This is a genomic window from Nocardia wallacei, assembly GCF_014466955.1.
Taxonomy (GTDB): Bacteria; Actinomycetota; Actinomycetes; order Mycobacteriales; family Mycobacteriaceae; genus Nocardia; species Nocardia wallacei.
Genome location: NZ_AP023396.1, coordinates 1,781,837 through 1,801,814, shown reverse-complemented (window position 1 = coordinate 1,801,814; position 19,978 = coordinate 1,781,837). Strand labels below are relative to the sequence as shown.

Sequence of the window (19,978 nt, the reverse complement as noted above, 5' to 3'; positions counted from 1 at the left end):
GTCGATGCCCGCCCAGCCGTCGCGAACGCGCGTCCCCGATCCCCATCGCCCCGTCTCCTGTGGCGCGCGAACGACAACCGCCTGGCGCAGATTCGGTGGGTTCTGCGCGCCGACCCTGACCATCCTGATTCGCCGGGCAACGCATCCGAACACCCCTTTGAGTCGCATACCCACCGTCAGACCCGCTGAAGGGCGTCTTCCGTTCGCCCCGTCCGTTCCTCTCGATGGCTTTGCTGACCCGTTGTGTCCAAAAGACCCCTGAAATCCCGGAGTTCCCAGTGCGGCGAGAGAACTCACCCGCACGACCGAATACGACGTCCCTGGGAGCCCCATATGTTCAATCTCCGACTCACACCGTGGCGTGCGCCCGCCCGCCGCAACCGTGCAACAGCCCCTCGGTTCGCCGCGCGTGCGGTAGCGGCTGCGGCTGTGGTGGTTGTCGGCGCCACCGCCGTCACCACCGTCGCGACCGGAGTTGCCACCGCAGAACCTGGCAGCGCGGCATGCCCCCGATGGACGGCGGTCCTGGTGCCCGGCACCGGCGAAACCAATCCGGGCGCTGACCCCACCCGATCGGTGGGCATGCTGGCACCGATCGGTGACGGGCTGCGCGCCCGCTACGGCAACGACATCGACGTACGGTCCCTGGCCTATGCCGCTGCCCCCGCCCCGTACCAGCAGTCGGAATCCGGTGGAGTACAAGCTCTGTCCGGGCTGCTGGCGGGGCTGTGTCCGACCACTCAGGTCGTCATGGCCGGGTACTCACAGGGTGCCGATGTCGTCGGCGACGTCACCTCCACCATCGGCCGCAGCCAAGATCCGATTCCGGCCTCGCGAGTGCTCGCCGTTGGTTTGTTGTCCGACCCGAACCGTGACCCGAGCACACCGCAGCTCGGACAACCGGTCGACGGGCAAGGGATCGCCGGCCCCCGCGACAACTTCGGCAGCCTCGCCAACCGAGTACGCACCGTCTGCGCCGCCGGCGACCTCTACTGCGCCACCTCGCCGGAAGAATCGCCCGGACTTGCCGCTGTCGGCCGCGCGTTCACCGGCAACTCCTCCCTCCTCGACGACACCACCACCACTTCGTCTTCGACCGGTGTGCTCGATCCCTCCTCGGTGACACGGCAGGTCATCCTCGTGCTCGGCGGTCTCGCCGAGTTCGCCGCGAACTTGCCCGCTATCGGCGACAACGTGCTGCGCCTGCCGCCCACCGTGCTGGCCGGAGACATCGGCGGCACCCACCGCATCAGCGGCGAACTCAACAACCTGTTCAGCCCGCTGGTTCGCATCGCCGACCAGGTCGACCTACGCCTCGTCGCACGTGCACTCTCGATGGCCGCAGCCGCCGACCCCAGCGGCTGGACCGCCGTAGCCGCCCAAGTCGTCGGCATCATCGGCCGAGTCGACCTCGGCCGCGTCGCCACCGACATCGGTCTCGCCCAAGAAGTCGCCTGGCGCGCCGTCGACAAACTCGCCCTCGGCGATCCCGTCGGCGCCGGCCTCGAACTGACCGGACTCGTCCCGGTAGCCGCCGACCTCGCCGCCACCGCGGCCTCGGCGCTCGTCGGAGACGGAGCCAGCCAGCTCACCGGTCTGGTCGCCGACCTCACCGCCCGCACCGACCCCGCGACCAGCGCTGCCCTGTCCGACATGGCCGACCTTGTCCGCCAAGGCAGCGACGCGGCCGAGTTCTACACCTCGGGAGTACACCAAACCGGTTACGGCCCCGGCGTCCAGGACGTTCTCGACTCGCTCGCCAGCAGCATCGACAACAGCAAGTGAACCTATGAATCCGGCCGGACCCTCACAGGGCGGCCAGCTTGGGGCCCGGCAGACGCCGGGCCCCTGCTCGTGGATGGTGGTCTCGGCGAAGTTGGTTCTCGACGAGCACGCGAGAGGATAAGCTCTCCTGCGGAGTGACAGGCCGCGCACGCGCTCCTCGTTCTCGCCTGAGTTGCCTCGCCCACGCCGGTTCGGTGACGTTGATGGCCAAGGTCCTTCCCGGGGCCCGCGTTCACACTTCCCCTGTTCGCATGCTTGTTCGTTGCAGGCAGGGTGGCGTGGGCGCCTCTGCCGGGAATGGACGAGAACATGCCGAAGAACAGCAGTGCGCGGCGGCGCCGTCGCGCTCGCAGGATCGCAGCCGAGGACGGCGTGCAATATGCCGAAGCTCTCCGACGCGGCGAAAAGCAGGCCGCGCAGGCACGCGAGCAGGCCGAGAGGAACTCACGGCTGCGTCCGTTGAAGATCAGCGTCGACGGGACCGGGAAGTATTGGCGCCGTGCCGATGCCGAACAGCTGGGGCCTGACGGCCTGGCGGATCCCACCTGCGAGGATGTCCTCGCCGCAGCTGATGTGCTGTTGCCGAAGGTCCACGCACTTCAGTCCGCCAAGTTGACGCCGACGACCGTGGTCGTGCCCTACTGGCAGCGAGACACACTGAGCCAAAGCGAGTTGAACGAGGAATTCCGCACGAAGGTCTCGCAGGTACTCGACGACCTGAAGCGCGTGCGTGCCGACGCCGAGATCCGCTGTGTCGAGTGGAGGACCGTTGCCGCCGCCTACTACGGAGTGGATGTCAAGCTGCGAGGGCTGGATCGAATCACCGGGGAGCGGCTGAGCGACCTGCTCGATTCCGCCCTGGACTCGGCTGCCGTGCTGTCCATGACGGCTGAAGCCGTCCACAATCGCGGGTGCCTGCTCGGCTCGGACCGTTCCCGTCGCCTGGGCTGGGGGTACTCACCATGTGGTGGCGGTGAGGTCCGGGTGCGCGTCCGGATCTTCGATGACGAGGTTATCGTCACCGTCCCCGGGTGCCCCCGGCACGCTGCCGAGGAGATCGTCTACTTCGACTACGAGGTCGAAGACGGCATGGTCGGTATCGAGGTGATGGGCGGCACGACCGCGGACCTCGATGTGATCTACGACATCACCGAACAGGTTCGCCGCGAGCGCGACGAACTCCGGCGAGAAAGGGAAAAGGACAAGTCCGGGAGCTGGACGGTACCCGTGCCGCCGTGGCGACGTGGCGCGGACTATTGGTGATCGCCAGTCGGGCCCTTCGATGACAGGTTCGCCGGTGTCATACCCGGCGGCGGGGTGGGTGCCCCAGTTGATTTGGGCCAGCCGGTCGCCAGGCGCGTGGTGGGACACCCGAACGCAGACAGCTGAACAGGGCGCTGACGATGCCCTGGGGCCGCTGGTATGGCGGCCCCAGGGCATCAGCGGTGCTGCATTCCGCGCGGGTCAATATGGCCCGCGTCTGCTGCTCCTGGTGTCGGCGGCAGCCGGGCCGGGTAAAGCGGCCCCTCGATCGCCAGGTTGTGGCGGCGAGTGCGTCGGAAGGATCTCGAACGGGTCGGATTCGAGCAGGATCAGTGATCTCCCGTTGTCCCAGTCGACAAAGATCTGGCCGGGGCATGAACTGGGGATCCGTGTCACCGTTCCGATTGTTCCGATTTCCAGCGGCGCGGGATCGTCGGGCATGAGCCCGGTGATACGAACGCGGTCACCGACGCGGGGTGTGATCATCGCGGTTGTTTCCTTCTTCTCGTTCATCGGCGGCGGGAATGGTGTCGTGCAGGTCGAGACGGAATAGCCCCTGCTCGTGTGGTGGCTGGGTCAGTGCATTGTTGCTGTCGGCGGCGCGGATATCGCTGGCGTAGAAACTGATGTCGAGGTCGAGTTCGTGGTCGCGAATGTTGTTGCCGTCGTGGTCGCGGAATCCGGCGACGCCGAGCCCGCCGTAGGGTGCCCAGTCGAGCAGCACGGTGCTGATCGAGGGATTGCGACGGCCGATCTCGGCGGTGATGATCGCGAGGACAAGGTCGGTGATGCGCTGTTCCCGTGCACGCCCGAAGGGCAGGTCGTACGCGGCTTCCAGCTGGGCGCGTAATGCGTCGGTGTGCTGGTGGCTTGGGGCAGGACCGGTGGCCGATGCGCTGCTCGTCGCAGATTCGTTCCAGTTCATGACGTGGCTCCTCGGGGCATTTTCGGTGGCCGCAGGTGATTTGGACGCGGTGGGTGGCGGGGCCGCCGGAGTGGGATCAGTGGGGGTGGGGCGTGGGCATGTGTGCCCATGCGGCGGGTAGCGGCCCGCCGGTGTCCAGGTGGCTATCGAGCGCGGCCATGGTGTCGTTGGCCTCGGCATACAGGGCTTCGAGCCGGTCGTGGTGGTCGGCGCAGGCAGACGAGTCCTCGGTGCCGTCTTCGCGGGTGCTGTAGCAGTCGATCTCGTCGCGGATGCGCTGTTGCAGGACGCGGAACCATGCGAGCAGTTCGTCGGAACCGGCCGGTTCGGCGGCGCTGTGTCGCTGAGGCTCGTCGGTGGCCGACAGCCCGGCGGCGACGACCCTGTCATCGAGTTCAGTCACTTCATGCAGCGCGAAGGCGAAGGTATGGGCGAGGTTTTCCACGGGTTCGCCGGGGTCGGGGGTGTCGCCATCTCGGAGTGCGGTGGCGATGGTGTTCAGCCGCCCGGCGAGGTCTTCGGCGTGTTCAGCGGCCTCGTGCCGCTTTCGGCGCAGCGCCTCCATCGCTTGGTCACGTTGGGCCTTCTTGAAGGTCTGCATCCGGTCTCGCCATTCGCGGGACGGTTCCGTATCGGCAGGCACCAAGGCCCACGGTGGCGCGAAGCCCCGCCTGCCGTCGGCTGTTTCGATCGCGCATTCCGCGACCTCGTCGTTGAGGTAAATGGAGCGGACCCGGCCGCGCCATGTCGGGTTGTCACGACCGGTCACCTCGTCACCGACCCGGATCGGGCACTCGGCCCCGAATCGGCTGACCTGATCGCCGGTGGTGTTCGCCGCGCTGACCGGTGCCTGGTTGACCGTCGGGGTGGTGTCGCTGTTCATCATGGCCGAACTCCTAAAGAGGTTGGTAGTGTGCCGATTTCGTCTCGGTCGGTGCGCTATGGGCAGTCGAGGGCATCCGTTGCGACACGCTTGGACAGGCCGAACACGTCGGTGCGCATGATCTCGGCGGTGCCGTCGCGGCGGAATCGGACGATGCGGACCAGGGTTCCGGCCGGTAGCTGTACGCCGTGGAACCAGATCGGCCGGGTGGTCGAGCCGATCAAGGTTTCGCTGTCGGATTCGGTGGGTGACTGCGGATCGGGTGCTTCCGCTGCTGTTGGCGTGGTGCCGTGGGTGTCCATGTTCTTGCCCCTTCGTTCGGTGGTGGGTTCGGCGCGGGCAGTTGGATCCCGCTGGTGGCTGATTGGCTGCCGCTACGGGAGTCAGGCAGTGCGTACGGCGGCGGTGGCCGCGCGGCCGATGGCGTGGGCGGTGGTAGCGGGGTCGGTGATCAGGTGCAGGTTCGCGCCGTTGAGGGGGTCGGGTGCCGTGCCGGTGTCGGGTGCCAGCCACAGCACGGCACAGCCGGTGGCGCGGAGCCGATCGAGGAGTTTCTGGGCGCGGTCGCGGTTGCTGCCGTCGTAGTAGCCGTCGGAGATGATCACCAGCAGGCGGGTGTTTTCCGGGCGCGACAGCTCGAGGGCACCGTCGAGGGCCTCGATGGCGTTGTCGATGGCGTGCAGGAAATCGGGGCAGCTGAATTGGGTGACCCGGGCGGGCGCGGTGCCCGGGTAGGTGATCGGTGCCACCGATGCGCCGAAGGTGACCGTGGCGGTAGCGGCGGGCATGGTGGCCAGCTCGGCCGCGCGGGCGATGATCCATGCGGCCGAGGCGACCGGGTCGGCGTAGTCGCTCATGGAACCGGACACGTCGCAGGCGATACCGACCCGCAACGGCGGGATCGGCACGGTTTTGCGGGTAGTCCGGGTGAACGGTTCGGCCGTGGGCAGCGCCCCGGCGGCGCGTTGGGCTTCGCGGGCCAGTGCGCCGCGCATCCGCAACCGGCCGGGCGGCAACGCGGAGGTGGTTTTGATCGTGGCGCGTTCGCGCTGTGCGGCGTTGTTGAGGGCGCGGGCCAGCACCCGGGCGGCGGCGCGTTCGTCCGGGTGCGGCGTGCGGGTGGCGCGGGTGCTGGCACTGGTGCCGGTCCCGTTGCCGTTGCCGAACACCTTCTGCGCCCGCGCCGCCGCGCGCCGTGCGGCACGCTGGGCCTCTCGTTGCGCGGTGGCCGCCGCTTCGGCAGGGTCGACCGGGACCGGTTGCGCGGCAACGGCGTTGCTGATGTTGGTGACGGTGTCACCGATCGCGGCGGACAGGACCGAGTTCGGATCCGGGTCGGCGTGCGGGTCGGGGCCGACGATATCGAGCCACCGTTGCCCGAGTTCGAGCATGGTGTTGGTGTCGTCGTCGGCCACGGTGTGGGCCTGCTGCCAGATCGCGCGCAACTTCTCGAGCTTGTCGCTGCCGAGGATGGACTCGATGACCCCGGCGGCGGGCGCGCATTCCGACGCGGTGAGGATGCCGCCATCCACGCGCCCCAGCAGGAGGGCGGCGTTGTGGGCGGCGGCATAATCGGTGGGCGGGATCTGGGCGGCGGCATCGGTGCCGCCGTTGTCGCCGATCACGATCTCGGTCGCGCTGGCGCGCAGCCAGTGCCGGTCATCGGGGCGGCGACGGATCTGGGCGGCCTCGATGCGGGATTCCTCCAACAGCAGGGCGGCCTCGACCACGGCCGGATTCGCCACCGGCGGCGCTTCCCACACCGAATGTTGGGCGTGGGCGCATTCGTGGACGAACGCGCCCCACACGGCGGCGTAGCGGGCGCGGTCGCTGTTGCGGTCCGGCCGCGCGGTGGCCGGGTCGATGCCGAGGCGGGTGCCGTCGATTTCGATGGCGGCGCTGTGGGGCATGAACACCGCCGGGTGCCCGTGCGCCGCGCCGGGGGCAATGGTGACGACCAGGTCGTCGCGGTCTGCGATCGGTGGGGCTTCATCGGTTAGGGCGGCAGACAGGGCATCCCATCCGGCGGTGGCGGGCGGTGGTGTGGGTGTGGTGGTGGGGTCGGCGATCAGGTGGCCGGTCATCGCGGGGGTTCCTTCCGGGCGTGTTCGGGCGGGCCGGGGTGGGTTAGATGCGGGGGCCGAGGGCCAGGGGTTCCAGCCGGGTGCCGAACACGGTGCGCACCACGTCGGCGACGATGGCGCGGTCGTCTTCGGGTGCGGCCCCGATCAGGTTCGCGGCGGCGGTGTTCGTGTCGGTGGCGGTGGCGATTTTCTGGAACGCCAGCAGTTCGCGCAGCTGGGGTGCCCACCCGATCTCGCCTTTGTCCTGTCGGGTGGCCAGGTTCCGCGCGGCGCGGACTGCTTTCGGGTCCACCCCGAGCTGTTTGGCGAGGTCGTAGTCGGAGCCGACCTGTACCTGGAACGCGAACCGGCTGGCGAGGGCGTCGGACAGGATCGCGCCGTGAACGCCGGGGTTGTGCCCGGCCACCACGAAGAACCCCGGCGCGACGGTCACGATTTCGCCGCTGTTGGCTTTGATCACGATCTCGCGGCGGCCGTCCATGGCCGGGTACACGCATGACAGCACGGTCGGCGGGATGAGGGTGGCGTCATCGATGAACAGCACCCGGCCCTCGCGCATGGCGCGGACCAGCGGCCCGTGCACGAACGCGAAGGTCCCGTCGGGGTTTTGCGTGTATTCCCCGACAAAATCGGCGACGGTGGTGTCGCAGTCGCCCTGGACCGTCAGAAGGTCGCCGTAGGCGGCCTCGATCAGCGAGGTTTTGCCGGTGCCGGGCGGGCCGTACAGCAGGACCGGGACCTCGTGGTCGCGCATGGTGCGCAGCACGTCCACATCGGCGCGGCCCGCCAGGGTCCGCAGGTGGTATTGCTGCCCGTTCGGCCGTGTCACGGCCGAACCGGTGCGGGCCGGGCTCGGGGTGCCCGATGGCGCGGCGGGGGCCTTACGCGCCCGACGGGCGGCGGGCCGCTTGGCCGGGGTTGCGGCGGGCGTGCCGGTGGCGGGTGCCGGGGTGGGGGCTCCGGTCGCGGCGCTGCTGGTGTTCGTGTTGGCGCGGTAGCGCAGCGGTTTGGCGCTGGTCTGGTCGGCGTGTCCGGCGGCGGTGAGGGTTTTCATCGCGTTTCCGATCGCACCGGATGAACGGCCGGTGAGTTTCGCGACTTCGCGGGGTGTGTATTCGGTGCCGGGGTTGTCGGTGAGGATTTTGGCGACCATGCGGCGCAGTTCGCCATTGCCGAGGCGGTTGGCCGGTGCGGGGGCCGGGCCGGTGGGGGAAGTCATCTCGTTTCTCCTTCGCACTGCACGAATTTTGTTGCGCCGCTCACGGCGGATCCTGGCACAGCGGTGGCGCGGTGGTCATTTCGGATTGGTTGACAATTCGTTTCCCCGGGGTGTGGGTCGACGCTATCTCGACTCATCCCGGGAATTCAACCCCGTTTTCAACCTTTTCTCAACCAATTTCCGCAGATCAGGGCAACAATTGCATGGCAAGCACAGAATGGAATGCGTTAACGCGGCCAGGCCGGCAGCAGACCGTACATGAGGAAACTATTGATTTGAAACCGATTGGAATGCATCGAATGAGGACGGATATCGATAGTTGAATAGCGGAGTCATATCAGCAGGGCCAGCCGAACGATGGCAGCGACGCCAGCGGGCCACGCCCGCCCCAACGTGTTCTTTCTGTTCCCTGCGGGTAATCCTGGGGAGCCAGTTGGGTCGGATAGTGGCTTCTAGCTGGTAGTTTGCGGCATCGGGGTGGGTTGATTTGACTGACCCACCTAGCGACCCGCCAATGGACCCACCTAACGACCCACCTAACGATCTCCACGATCAGCCAGGCCGCGATAACGCGAGCTGCACCCCCCGTGGCGGCGATCTCCGACAACCCGAAGAAATTGCGAACATCCACCCGTTGTGCCGTGAAATTGCCGTACGGAATCCCATTCTCAATTGAATTCCACAAATAGCGATCAGATATCCGCAAACCCTACTGGGCTAATACCTTACCCGACGAACGCCGAGAAGCACGCACACCTTCTGGCTATTATTGCGTACCGTCAATACTTGGCGGCGGGTGTCGCCTCGAATTCCCGAGGCGGATGTTAGCCTTTGTCCCGCGCGGATTCCGCACTCGAGTCAGGCGAGAGACTTCCCCATCCTCGCCTCCGCCTCATCAGACGAGCTTTTACCTTAGACCCAGCGTTTCCGCCTATCTCATCTCGAGTGTTCGCCGAGGCGTTTTCTCGGCCATTACGCATCTCGGATAGAAGACTCCGGTTTCAGTGCCGGGCTTGTTTTTGGAGCCTTTCTGCAAGGTCTCGTGTTTCTGCGGTGGGTTCTTCTCCTATTTTGGAGAGTTTGTGTGCCAGGAGGCCGAGTGTGCGTTCGATGGCTGTGTGTTCGCCGAGGCGGGCGTGCAGGCGAAGGATGTCGCGCCACAGGAGTTCGTTGAGCGGGTCGTGGTCGAGGGCGGTTTCGAGGAGGTCCAGGGCGCGGCGTGGGTCCTGCTCGACCACGGTGGCGGCCAGGGCGCCGACCGCGGTGATGGTGTCGCGGCGGGCGGATTCCCGGATCGGTGCTACCCAGTCCGCTGTGAGATCTGCGGCCAGGATCCCTCGGCAGGAGGTGTCGATGATGTGGCGGCACGCTTCACCGCGCTCCGTGCCGTTGCCCGCGTGGCGGCGTTGACGTACCGCGCGAGCGAACTGCTGGTAGTCGGTGGCGATGATGGTGTGGTCGAGCTGATAGCGGATGTGGTCGCCGGCCAGAATCCGGGGCACCGTGCCGTCGGTCGCGTCTCTGATGGAGGCGGTGAGTCGGCTGATCGCGGTGTTGAGTGCGTTGACCGGTCGGCGGGGGCATCGTTCCCCCCACAGATCGGCGATCAGGGCCTCGCGGGAAATCCCTTCTGGGTGCAGGGTCAGCAGGGCCAGCAGTTCGCGGCTCCGGGGCTGCAAGTGGGTGGTGATGTCGACAACGCCGTCGTCGCGGTGCCAGCAGACACGTAGCGGCCCGAACACCTCGACTGCCAGGGTCGGCCCACCCGGTGCCGATTCGTTTGCCGTGGTGGCGACGGGGGTAGCATCACGCGCAACGGGCACTGTCTCCGTAGGGGGCTGGCCGGTCTCGGTGACCTCGAGACCGAGGTCGTCTACTGGGGATACGGCCGGGGCGGCGTCCTGGCCCGGGATTCGATCGGGAACTGGCTGGCGGGCTCGATACACCCGGGGCGAATCCGCCCGGATGCAGACCCCGAGACCGTGACGCCACCGGCCCGGTAACCGGGGCCACGGTGACGGTTGCCGGCCTAGAAGCGGATTCGAGTGTGCTGGGGTCAGTTGTGTGTGCAGTGCGGCGGCAACGACGCGGGCAGCCGCTGCGAGCCCGTTGCGTCCTCGGCGGGAGTATCGGGCGCCGGTCAGCAGCGCTTCGGCACCGAGGCGGTCGAGTGGAAGCCTGCCGAGCACCGGGACTCCGAGAGGCTCGGCGAACTCGCCCGTGCGATCCGAGCCGACCAGCAGCACCGCGCAGCGCCGACAGCCGGCGGTGACCTCGCGGACGCGCCGGCCGGCGCGGACGGGGTCGGCGAGGTCGCCACGGACCACGACGATCAGAACGTCGGCGCCAGCGGCGATCGGAGTGGCGGGCGAGGCCGGATCGGCGAGACCGCAGTCGGCGATGACCACCAGATCTGCCAGCCTTGGGACTGCGGCGGCGGGCATGCTCACCGGGGCCGTCAGCGTCGCTGCCATGGCATCGGCACTTGGAGGTGCGGCGAGGAACGGCACACCCGAACCCAGCGTCTGGACGTGCTCCCACAACTGTGTCGAAACCGGAGAATCTCCTGGTGACTGGGTGGTGGCAGCGGCAAGGCTGGCCAGTCCGCGGTGCGGGTCGGCGTCGGCGAGTCGCGCGAGTCGTCCCCCGGCAGGATCCGCCTCCACCACGACAGCGGGTTTCGTGCCCGGCCATGCGTTGGCGAGGGCGACCGCGGTAGTAGTCACTCCGGTGTGAGGATTCAGTCCGGTGAGTGCGATCAGCACGGTCACCGCCCCCTTTGGTTGTTGGTCGCCGATCCAATCGTCACGTTGGGTCGACGATGGGGTACAGGGATGGGGCCCGGCTACTCGGACACGATCGCGGTGATCACCGAGTGCCGGTCGAGTTGTGTGGTGGAGATCCGTTGCCGCCACACCCGTGGTGCCGCACCGGGCGGGGTGTCGGTGATCTCGACCGCGTACAAGCCGGGGTTCAACCGGCGGATCCGGGCACAGTAGGTGGTGCCCAGCGGCGCCGAGTCGATGCCGGCCTGGATGGTGGCGGCATCCGATATCGCGGCGTCGGCCGCGACGACTTCGCGAGCGAGTACGCCGTCGCGGGCGTGGTAGTAGGCGGCCTCGAACGCAGCAATTGCCGCTGCGCCGGTGGCCGGCCGTAGGGGGCGAGGCCCGGCTACGGCTTCGGTGGCCTCGATGGTTTCGGGACCACAAGCGGCGGTGCTCCCGGTGACGGTGAGTGCGTGTTCGAGGCCACCGGGAGAAAGCGAAAGCGCGACGGTGAGAGACATCGGCACGTCAACACCGTGGTCTACGCCGTCGATGCCGGAGATGAGCATGGTTGCCACCACCACGGTGGCAGCGACCACAGCGAGCATCACCACGCCGCCCAGGACGGCTCGCGCCCTACCCGGCCCGCCGGTGCGGTACTCGGAAGTCAGCCAGCGTCGATCTTCCGCGGTATCGGGTGCACCGGCGGAGGCCAGCCATTCGGCTATTTCGGTCGGCGGCGGCCCGTCGAGCACGATCTGCCGGTCATCGTTCGACTCGTCCTGGGGGTCGATTCTTCTCATCACCGATGCACCCCGCTTGGTCAGCCGAGCGCCGGCGGCCATTGCGCCAGCACGTCGTTGAGCACCTGCGCGGCCTGGGACTCGACCGTCTCGACCACGTCGGCGACAGGTTCGCTGACCACCACCGCCGTCACCTCTTCGACGATCGGCTGGGGTACCGCGGCCTCGACCTCCGCGACCACCACCGGGAGCGGCACAGGCTCAGTGCCGACACCTAGCGCAGCATCCACATCAGGGTCCGCCAGCCCAGCCTGATCCAAGACCTCGGCGGCCTCGGCGACCACGATGTCGTTCCAGTCGCGTTCCCGTTGCGCGACCTCGGATGACATCCCCTCTGGCCGCGGCACACTCACCCCACCGAAATGCAGCGAATCCTCGCCCACCACCGACGCCTGCACCTCGGCGTAACCGTCGCTGGTGCCCGGCTGCGGGTATACCTCGACCACTGGCTGCGCGGGTTCCACAGCCACCTGCGGCTCGATCGCCACCTGCGGCTCATAGCCCATTTCGGGCCGGGACACCGACGGGGGCTCCGACCACACGTGGGGTTCAGGAACTATCCGGGGCTCGGGAACGGCCTCCGGCTCGGGCAGGACCTGGGGTGCCGGTGAGATCGGGGCCGGCATCTGAGCGGGCGCCGGGGTATCGGTCTTCTCATCGGGAGTCGACCGGTCCGGCCCGACAGGAATGGTCCTGGTCCGCGGTTCCGGAACCACGGGGCCTACGACGCCCGCTTGTCCTGGCCGGGGGTCCGAGATCACTCCCGGCTGACCCACTGGACCCGCATGCGCAACCGGTGCTGCGAACACCGCCGCCGCCAACGGGACAAGCGCGGCCATCGCTAGACGATGCCCTGCACAGGCTCCGAATCCAGGTAGCCACCGATGCCTCCGAGACGAGTGCACCACCGGTCCGGTCGCCCCGATGACCCCACCGACCGCAGGACCGCGCAACGAGGTCCACAACGCCCCTGGATGCAAGGCGCAGGCGTGTACCACACGAACATCGACGCCTTGCCCGTCGAGGTAGTCGACAATGACCTCAGCACGGCCGATCACCGGGTCGGCCAACCGCGACGGCGCGACGACAACCACCACCGCAGCGTCGACCCCGTCCGGTCGGCACGCTGGAATGTCCTGGTCGAGCCGGAACACCGCCTCGCAACTCACCACTCGCCTGCCGCGCATCCAGATCACCCAGATCCCCACGGAGGAGCTACGGCCCCCTCCGGCAGCACGCGCTGCCGCCACCACCGCCGCGCCGGACACCGCAGCATCCGAACGGCTGTTCATCGATGTAGTCATGACTTACCTCGCTCTCTGCGTCGGTCACGACCCCGGGGCGGCCCCTCCTCCCACCAAGTCGTGAGATACACCACCCAAACTATGCACGTATCTCGAACTTTTCAAGAATAAAACAGTAACTTTTCTCTGGATGCCGAGGGATTTGGCTCCTGATGGCGACTTTTCCGAACTTTACGGGTACAGTTCTGCTCATGGGAGCCCACGACGAGTTCTTCGCCCGGATGGTGCGCGAGCGGCGTCAGCAGCTGGGCAATCTGACGATGCCGGAGGTGCACCAGCGCGGCGGACCAGCGGTCCCTGCCCAGCAGCGGGCCGACCGTTGCGAGCTGTCGGCCAATGTGCGGCCGAGTACCTTCGCCAAGTTCGACACCGGCCTCGGATGGCAGGAGGGCTCAGCGCGGGCCGCCTACTACGACCGTCGGCCACCGGTGCCGGTCGAGTCCGACACTCCCGCGTTCGAGCCAGGCGCATCCAGCATCAGCCTCAGCCTCGAACAGCTCCTGCCACTACTGGATGCCCAACGGTTTCTCCGAACCGCCCCCATCGCCGAGCTGCCGAACGCGATCGGCAAGCTCGATGATGCCATCAGCGGCATTGTCGGCCCGTTCGTCACGAGCGTCCTCGAAGCCAACCGTGGCACCCAAGTCCATCCGCTCGTCGAGATCGCCTTCGGCGAATCTCTCGCCGCGCCGGTTTCCCCAGATGACCCCGACGCCACGGAAAAGCTGTACCGGCGCTGGCTCATCGGACGGGCGGAAGATCTCGACGATGCCCTGCAGCAAGCATTCGAACAGCGCTTCCAGAAACGCAACCAGGACGCTGCGACCACATCTCGCGCGGTCGCTCCGAACTGAACGCCGGGCCTCACCCTGATAGGCCCGAAATGGCTGCGGTTCTGGCGAAATCCACAACACCCTGGGCACCGGGGTAGGCGTGTGCAAAGCTGTGTCCCGGGACTGACAACGAGCAGACAATACGGGGTGGTGATGGGCGGTTCCCACAATGACACCGGGTCGCCGGTGTCCGGCGATGCAGTCCGCAGGGCGGCGGCACCGTACTGCCTGCCGTTTCTGGCCATCTACGACATCTGGGTGATCCGGCTGAGCAACCGATTCGGGTGGCGGTGCCCCGCGGACACCATGCTCGCCCCATATCACCGCCACGCCGGCCGCCGCCACCTCGAAGTCGGACCCGGTTCAGGCTGGTATCCAGCCCACACCCGATTCCCCGACGACGCCGAGATCACGCTGACGGATCTGAACCGAACCTCCCTCGCCTACGCCGCCCGTCGACTGCGCAAGGCAGGACACACCGTGCACGAAACCGTCGCCAGTGTTCTCGAGCCAGTGCCCGCCCCGGCCGGAGCGGGTTACGACTCGATCGGCATCAACTTCGTTTTACACTGTGTCCCTGGCGATTTCACCGCGAAGGGTATTGCGTTCAGCCACCTTGCCCGGGTGCTCGCGGATGACGGCACGCTGTTCGGCTCCACCATCCTCGGAGACCACACACCGCACACCGGGTTCGGCCGGCTTCTCACCACCACCTACCGGCGCGTCGGCGCCTTCAACAACCGCCACGACACCCGGGCGGACCTCGCCGCAGCACTCGACGCGGCCTTCGGCGAGTATCACCTGACCGACATCGGAGACGTCACCCTGTTCACCGCCTCACAACCGCGTCGATAACCGCTCAGCGGTCGATCCGGAGCTGCCATCCTGGTGGACGGGCTCGGCTACCACGAGGTGCAGCGCGAGCACGAGCGGGGAGGAGCTCGAGATGGACGTGGCGTGGGATGTGCGGCGGCAGGTGATCGTCGAGGCCGCTGAACTCGCCTACCACCAGGGGCCGGACTTGGGCCCGTTCGAGTGTCTTGGTTGCTTCCAGCCGGCAGCAATCTGTCCACGGTGCGGCGCAGAGCTCGGCTCTGCCTTTATCGAACAGCTCGCAGCACCGCAGGTCGCCAGAGTGCGCCTCGAACTGGAACAGGATTTCGCTGCCCGAGAGAAAGCCATGGAGAACGACGTCCTGACACGGGTCCGCGCCGGGATGCGAAACGAGGTCAATCGGCTGCGGAACCAAGCGCAGCGAAGTAGCGAAACCGCGGCAACGGAGAAGCAGCGGGCTCAGGCCGCGACGGTCGCTCTGGCCGAGGCTCAGGAACAACTCGAGCAGATGCAGGCCGAGCAGTCGCGGATGCGAGATCAGATCGCTCGCAGTGAACGCAAACGGGCGCAGCAGGAGGCCGAACGGAAGTATCGTCCGGTGATTCTGGAGTACCAGAACCGGGAGAAGCGGGCGCTGGACCAGCTTGCTCTGGCTGAGAGCAAGATTTCGCCGGGGCCACCACCACAGCCGACGGGAGTCGCCTACCAGCACGCATTCGCTGAGGAACTGCAGCGCCGCTACCCCGAAGATGAGATTTCGGTGATTCGGAACGGTCAGAAGGGCGGTGATGTCCTCCAGATCGTGCGTGTCGACGGCCGAAGCTGGGGATCTATTTTGTGGGAGTGCAAGAGAACCAAGCACTTCAGCTCGGCGTGGATTCCTAAGCTTGTCCGTGATGTTGATCGTGATCACGCCGGTCTCGGAGTGCTCGTGAGCGCGTCGATGCCGGCCACGGTGGATGGTGTGGCAATCCGCGACGGCATCCTCCTGTGTGCCGCCGACCTGGCAACGTACATGTCCATTCCGTTGCGGCAGGCGGTGATCGACAACAAACGTCACGCGATTGCGGGCAAGGCCCGTCGTGGGCGTGCCGACCGGTTGCTCGAATACGTCGACCGGGGCGGGTTCTTCGCCCACCTGCAGCGGATCGTCCAAGACGCGCGCGAAACCCTGGCGACCGGGGCCAAGCTGCGAAATCAAGTACACGCTGCTCTCGCCAAGCTGGACCAGCACCAGCAGGACGTGCTCGACCGAATGTTCACCATGTTCGGCGAGCTCGACGCAGCCGGCGTCGCCGTCCCACCCGCTCTGCACTCAGAACATGTGACCGACCATCGGTCGGCCTCTCCCAACGGTGCACGAAAGGAGGGCCCGTCGACCCGACACCCGACATCGACGGCCTCCCGGACTCGAAACTGAATCCGGCGATATCTACTTGCTGAGACAGGTGGCCTGGACGGCGGGCACGCTTGATCGCAGGGTCGGCCGGTTAATGCGTCGTCAGATCCGTGCGGCGGTCGACTCGTACCCGCAGTCCGGCTGGTTTGAGGGTGATCTGCTCTGCGACGTCGAGGGTGTAGTCACCGTCGATGTGGATCTCGTACTGGTGGAGGACGTGGGCGAGAGTGAGCAGGACTTCGTGATTGGCGAATTGGCGGCCGATGCAGGCGCGGTGCCCGACCCCGAACGGCCTGTATACGCGACGGCGGTCCAGCTCACGCTGCCGCTGAGGGGCCCATCGGTCCGGGTCGAAACGTTCTGCGTCCGGACCCCAGGTTTCCGGGTCGCGGTGCGCATACCAGGTGAGCACGAATACCCAATCGCCTTGCTGGAAGCGGTATTTGCCGTCACCGATCGTGACCTCATGGCGCGCCTCGCGGAAATAACCGGGCGCGACCGGCCACAACCGCAACGTTTCATCGACCACCCGCCGCAGATACCGCAGCTTCGCGACGTCCTCGTAGCTGGTTATCGGCCGGTCGCGCCCCGGGAAATGGTCGTCGACCTCGGCGCGCGCTCGTGCCGCGACCTCGGGATTCTTCGCCAGCTCGTAGAGCGCGAAGGCCAGTGCGCCCGCGCTGGTCTCGTGGCCAGCGACCAGGAACGTCAGGATCTGGTTGCGGATATTGGTGGCATCGAGATGCTCGCCGGTGTCAGGGTCGGTGGTGGTGAGCATGCGGTCGAGCAAATCGTCGTGCTGGCCGACGGTGCCACTGGTCCGGCGTGCGGCGATCACGTCGTCGACGGTTCGGTGCATAAAGGCGATGTCGCGGCGATGCTGCCCGGCGGCGCGCCGTCCCAGGGTGTTCTGCAACAGCGGGGGGAGGTTGGCGTTGCGGTTGATGTAAGTCAGGCCGCGCAGCATGGCTTCGACGAAGGGGTGCGCTTGGCCGGGGGTGTAGGAGAACGAATCGAACGAGTAGCCGAACCCGGTGCGGGCGATGATTTCCAGGGTGAGCCGGTTCATTTCCTCCGCGATGTCGGCGATGTGGTGCGTGTCGCCCCAGGTGTCGAGCAATTCACCGATGGTGGCGGCCATCGTCTGGTGGTAGGAACGCATTGCTGTTTGGGTGAAGGCTGGCGCGAGGATGTTGTGTGCTGCCGACCAGGCCGGTTCGTCGTTGCGGGCGGTGAACAGTCCGTCCCGGGCGACTCGGCGCAGCTTGCGCAGGGGCACTCCGAGGTGCTTGGTCCAGTGGTGTTCGTCGTTGATTTCCGCGATGAGGTCGGCGCCGGAGACCACGATCATCGGCCAATTGGTGATGCGCCGCTCGAAGATCGGCCCCAGCCTTCGGGCATCCCGCCGCGATGTCTGGGTGGGTTTGGCCACGTTCATGGTGAACAGGTCACCGACGACAGGCAGCCTCCACCTCGGATGCGGCAATACTGCCGCCTCGTCCCTGCCGGTCCGGGGCGGACTCATCGCCATCACATCGTGCTCCTACTGGTCGAAGGTGTCGCGCACCGAGTGCTCAAGGGCGTTTCGATCGAGGCGATATGTCGGGCTGTCGGCCACACACCGGCCAGGTCCAGCAGTTCGTTCAGGTCGGTGGTCAAGTCTCGCGGACCGAGCCGAACCGGTTGGAGCCCGGGGCTGGGCTCGTCCTGCGGTGCTCGCCCGGCGTTCTTCTGGTCGATCGCCGCGAGAATTGCCACTGCATAGGACAGCATGCCCTCACGGTCAGGGCCGGCCGGGTATCTGGCTGTGGTGTAAGGCTTGAGGTGCAGGAGAGCGTCGCGGATCTCGACGATCATCCGGTGAAGCCGCAGCGCCGGTTCCACCCCGCCGCCATCTCCTGGTGGGGCGAGCACGATCTCGGGGACACTGGCGGTCAGGTCGCGCCACACGGGCTGCAGGCGGCGGCAATAGCGGCTGGTCCGGTCGTGTCCGGTTCTTATGAGGATTGTGCTCACCAACGGCACTGCTACTGCAGCAGACGCGACAACATTGGCCAAGAAAAAGGTCCAGCCTTTGCTGCTCATATCCGGGTCCGCAGACGGTTGGTTCTGCACGACGGCGAACCCGGTCTGGAATGGAATTGCGAGCGAACTGAGCCCGAGTCCGGCGGCGAGAACAAGTACACCCAGGTACAGCACACGCTCGCGCAGGAACGCGTCGCTGCGCAACTCGCGGAAGCTGATGCGGGCGATTACCCATGCGGTGATTCCGAGCGGCAGATAGAACGCCACCCACGCGATCACCGCCGGCCAGCCCAATGCCTCGTCGATCAGCTGATCGGCACGGCGCGCGGGGGTGCCGGCGATCAGGATCACCGCGGACGCCGAGAGGGCGACGAGGTCATAAACGCGCTGTCGACGCCAGGTATCTGCAGGGTCCGCTCCGTCCCACAATTTCGCAATGCCATAGATATAGGAGACCGATACCAGGATTGCCCCGAACGAAGCTTGGCGGCACAGCTGCACCATCTCGGCATCACCGACGAACCACACGAGGCGCGCGGCCAGGTCTTCGGCCCACGCTTCCCGCATCAGTAGTCCCGCAATCGCTGCCAGCAGAGCCCGGTTGATCAGCCGATCGACGACCTTGTCGCCCAGCAGCCACCACCGTCCGGCGGTGATCGCGGTGACAGCGAACAGCACGGGCCAGGCCAGTAGGCCGGGAATCGGCGAGGTCATCGGTGCCGCCCGAGGAAGAAGGTGGATCGGAACGGCGAGGGTCGTCGCCGCGGCAAGGTCGCCTCGACCATCACCAACCCGGCGAATGATTCGGCAGCCTGTTCGCGGGCGGTCCCATAGTCCCGGCGCCAGAGAACGCTGCGGATCGACGCCGGATCCAGTAAGGGCATCAATGTCTGCAACGGCAGTACATCACCGTCGGGCTCCGGAGTGGACGAGCCATGTCCCAGGAGCATGTGCCCGATCTCGTGGGCGATGATGTGTCCAGCGTGCCATTCGGTTTCGGCCCCGACCATGATGATGTCGTCGTACTCCCGAGCGATCCACAACCCGCTACCGGTCCCGCACCCGGCTCCCGACAACGCATTCGCGTCGATGGGGCACACCGTGATCGGCCGTTGCCGATACTCCGCGACCCGCTTCACGTACTCGTTCGGATCCCACGGCCATGGCACCGGCACGATCCGTGCGGTCTCCTGGACATGTACTGCCGTGTCGTTCATTGCTATTCATCCCTCCCGGTGGCGTCGCGTGTGCGGCGATCTCCTTCGCATTCGGCGTTGTGTCGGTAAAGCACGGCCCGGTCCCTCTGGTCAGGCTGCGCTGTGGTCTGGAGGCGCGAGCCTGGACAGCTCGCGAGTCAAAGCGGTGATATCGATGTCGTTGCCGCGCAACGCCATATGCCTGACGCCGGCATCGCGTGCCGCCGATAGCAACCGCAACTGGCGGTCGACGGGGCGAGCCTCGTCAGAGGTACCGGTGAGATACACCGGCAGGACGTGGAAGTGCTGGGCAATGGCCTGCAGCACCGTGGGGTCGACTCCACCGCTCGTGCTGCCGGTCCGCAGCGCGATGATTTCCTCGGCAAGTATGGTCTCGCCGACGATGGCGCTGACACTGCGAGCGACATCTGCCGGGTCTTGCTCGGGTTCCGTGCGAGGGTGGAACGTGCTGAACAGCCGGTTCACCCTCGTCGGCAACTCGATGATCTCGTCGGCCATTGTGGCTGACTGCCGTTGATCAATGGGCGAGCTTTTCATCGGTACCCTCCCTGGTTGCCTGGATGAGACCACGCTCGGTCCGCAGGACTCGAGCGCTCATCCGGCGTCCGTCAGAGACTGGTACCGGGAATCAGAACT

19 protein-coding genes are annotated in these 19,978 nt (G+C 66.8%); 6 read left to right on the top strand and 13 right to left on the bottom strand.

What is annotated here, in order from left to right; translation table 11 throughout:
- The first annotated feature begins 429 nt into the window (after positions 1-429).
- Together NWFMUON74_RS08355 and NWFMUON74_RS08350 are read left to right on the top strand one after the other, a co-directional pair.
- Positions 430-1,785 carry a cutinase family protein gene (locus tag NWFMUON74_RS08355; protein WP_043736125.1) on the top strand — a complete coding sequence of 452 codons (1,356 nt, stop codon included), beginning with the start codon at positions 430-432 and terminating at the stop codon, positions 1,783-1,785.
- 309 nt (positions 1,786-2,094) lie between these two features.
- Entirely contained in the window at positions 2,095-3,048 is a 954-nt protein-coding gene (locus NWFMUON74_RS08350) for a hypothetical protein (RefSeq protein ID WP_138456831.1), read from the top strand.
- Positions 3,049-3,249: 201 nt separating this feature from the next.
- Here the strand turns inward: NWFMUON74_RS08350 and NWFMUON74_RS36845 are convergent, their stop codons facing one another.
- The 9 genes from NWFMUON74_RS36845 to NWFMUON74_RS08305 form a co-directional block, all read right to left on the bottom strand.
- The gene (locus NWFMUON74_RS36845) at positions 3,250-3,489 is read right to left on the bottom strand and encodes a DUF4314 domain-containing protein (RefSeq protein ID WP_218017685.1); all 240 of its coding nucleotides are present in this window, start codon (positions 3,487-3,489) and stop codon (positions 3,250-3,252) included.
- 22 nt (positions 3,490-3,511) lie between these two features.
- Complete coding sequence (locus tag NWFMUON74_RS08340) at positions 3,512-3,973, bottom strand: hypothetical protein (RefSeq protein WP_043736127.1); 462 nt, start codon at positions 3,971-3,973, stop codon at positions 3,512-3,514.
- Positions 3,974-4,049: 76 nt separating this feature from the next.
- A complete protein-coding gene (locus tag NWFMUON74_RS08335; RefSeq protein WP_156371218.1) occupies positions 4,050-4,742 on the bottom strand; it encodes a hypothetical protein in 693 nt (230 codons plus the stop codon).
- A 170-nt stretch (positions 4,743-4,912) separates the two neighbouring features.
- Complete coding sequence (locus NWFMUON74_RS08330) at positions 4,913-5,158, bottom strand: hypothetical protein (protein ID WP_043736129.1); 246 nt, start codon at positions 5,156-5,158, stop codon at positions 4,913-4,915.
- An 81-nt stretch (positions 5,159-5,239) separates the two neighbouring features.
- Complete coding sequence (locus NWFMUON74_RS08325) at positions 5,240-6,940, bottom strand: VWA domain-containing protein (protein ID WP_054814850.1); 1,701 nt, start codon at positions 6,938-6,940, stop codon at positions 5,240-5,242.
- 43 nt (positions 6,941-6,983) lie between these two features.
- Entirely contained in the window at positions 6,984-8,159 is a 1,176-nt protein-coding gene (locus tag NWFMUON74_RS08320) for an AAA family ATPase (protein ID WP_043735057.1), read from the bottom strand.
- A gap of 1,001 nt (positions 8,160-9,160) precedes the next feature.
- Entirely contained in the window at positions 9,161-10,930 is a 1,770-nt protein-coding gene (locus NWFMUON74_RS08315; protein WP_054814851.1) for a BTAD domain-containing putative transcriptional regulator, read from the bottom strand.
- A 74-nt stretch (positions 10,931-11,004) separates the two neighbouring features.
- Positions 11,005-11,730: a DUF8176 domain-containing protein gene (locus NWFMUON74_RS08310; RefSeq protein WP_138456829.1), complete on the bottom strand. Its 726-nt coding sequence runs from the start codon at positions 11,728-11,730 to the stop codon at positions 11,005-11,007.
- Positions 11,731-11,750: 20 nt separating this feature from the next.
- Positions 11,751-12,251 carry a hypothetical protein gene (locus NWFMUON74_RS08305; protein WP_138456828.1) on the bottom strand — a complete coding sequence of 167 codons (501 nt, stop codon included), beginning with the start codon at positions 12,249-12,251 and terminating at the stop codon, positions 11,751-11,753.
- Positions 12,252-12,765: 514 nt separating this feature from the next.
- Between NWFMUON74_RS08305 and NWFMUON74_RS08300 the strand changes: the two genes are divergently transcribed.
- The 4 genes from NWFMUON74_RS08300 (at position 12,766) to NWFMUON74_RS08285 (ending at position 16,121) form a co-directional block, all read left to right on the top strand.
- Positions 12,766-13,098, top strand: a complete 333-nt coding sequence (locus NWFMUON74_RS08300; protein WP_043735745.1) for a hypothetical protein — start codon at positions 12,766-12,768, stop codon at positions 13,096-13,098.
- A gap of 127 nt (positions 13,099-13,225) precedes the next feature.
- The gene (locus NWFMUON74_RS08295; RefSeq protein ID WP_043735744.1) at positions 13,226-13,888 is read left to right on the top strand and encodes a hypothetical protein; all 663 of its coding nucleotides are present in this window, start codon (positions 13,226-13,228) and stop codon (positions 13,886-13,888) included.
- A 132-nt stretch (positions 13,889-14,020) separates the two neighbouring features.
- Positions 14,021-14,722 (top strand): class I SAM-dependent methyltransferase, encoded by a 702-nt coding sequence (locus NWFMUON74_RS08290; protein WP_051047160.1) that lies wholly within the window; start codon positions 14,021-14,023, stop codon positions 14,720-14,722.
- A 91-nt stretch (positions 14,723-14,813) separates the two neighbouring features.
- The gene (locus tag NWFMUON74_RS08285; protein ID WP_054814853.1) at positions 14,814-16,121 is read left to right on the top strand and encodes a DUF2130 domain-containing protein; all 1,308 of its coding nucleotides are present in this window, start codon (positions 14,814-14,816) and stop codon (positions 16,119-16,121) included.
- 70 nt (positions 16,122-16,191) lie between these two features.
- On the opposite strand, the gene NWFMUON74_RS08280 is transcribed toward NWFMUON74_RS08285, so the two are convergent.
- The 4 genes from NWFMUON74_RS08280 to NWFMUON74_RS08265 form a co-directional block, all read right to left on the bottom strand.
- Entirely contained in the window at positions 16,192-17,625 is a 1,434-nt protein-coding gene (locus NWFMUON74_RS08280) for a cytochrome P450 (protein ID WP_086007582.1), read from the bottom strand.
- Between the two features lie 5 nt (positions 17,626-17,630).
- Positions 17,631-18,839 carry an MAB_1171c family putative transporter gene (locus NWFMUON74_RS08275; protein WP_043735742.1) on the bottom strand — a complete coding sequence of 403 codons (1,209 nt, stop codon included), beginning with the start codon at positions 18,837-18,839 and terminating at the stop codon, positions 17,631-17,633.
- Positions 18,836-19,342 carry a hypothetical protein gene (locus tag NWFMUON74_RS08270; RefSeq protein WP_043735740.1) on the bottom strand — a complete coding sequence of 169 codons (507 nt, stop codon included), beginning with the start codon at positions 19,340-19,342 and terminating at the stop codon, positions 18,836-18,838. The genes NWFMUON74_RS08275 and NWFMUON74_RS08270 overlap by 4 nt, the downstream gene beginning before the upstream one ends.
- A gap of 90 nt (positions 19,343-19,432) precedes the next feature.
- Positions 19,433-19,879 carry a hypothetical protein gene (locus NWFMUON74_RS08265; RefSeq protein ID WP_138456826.1) on the bottom strand — a complete coding sequence of 149 codons (447 nt, stop codon included), beginning with the start codon at positions 19,877-19,879 and terminating at the stop codon, positions 19,433-19,435.
- Between the last annotated feature and the right edge of the window lie 99 nt (positions 19,880-19,978).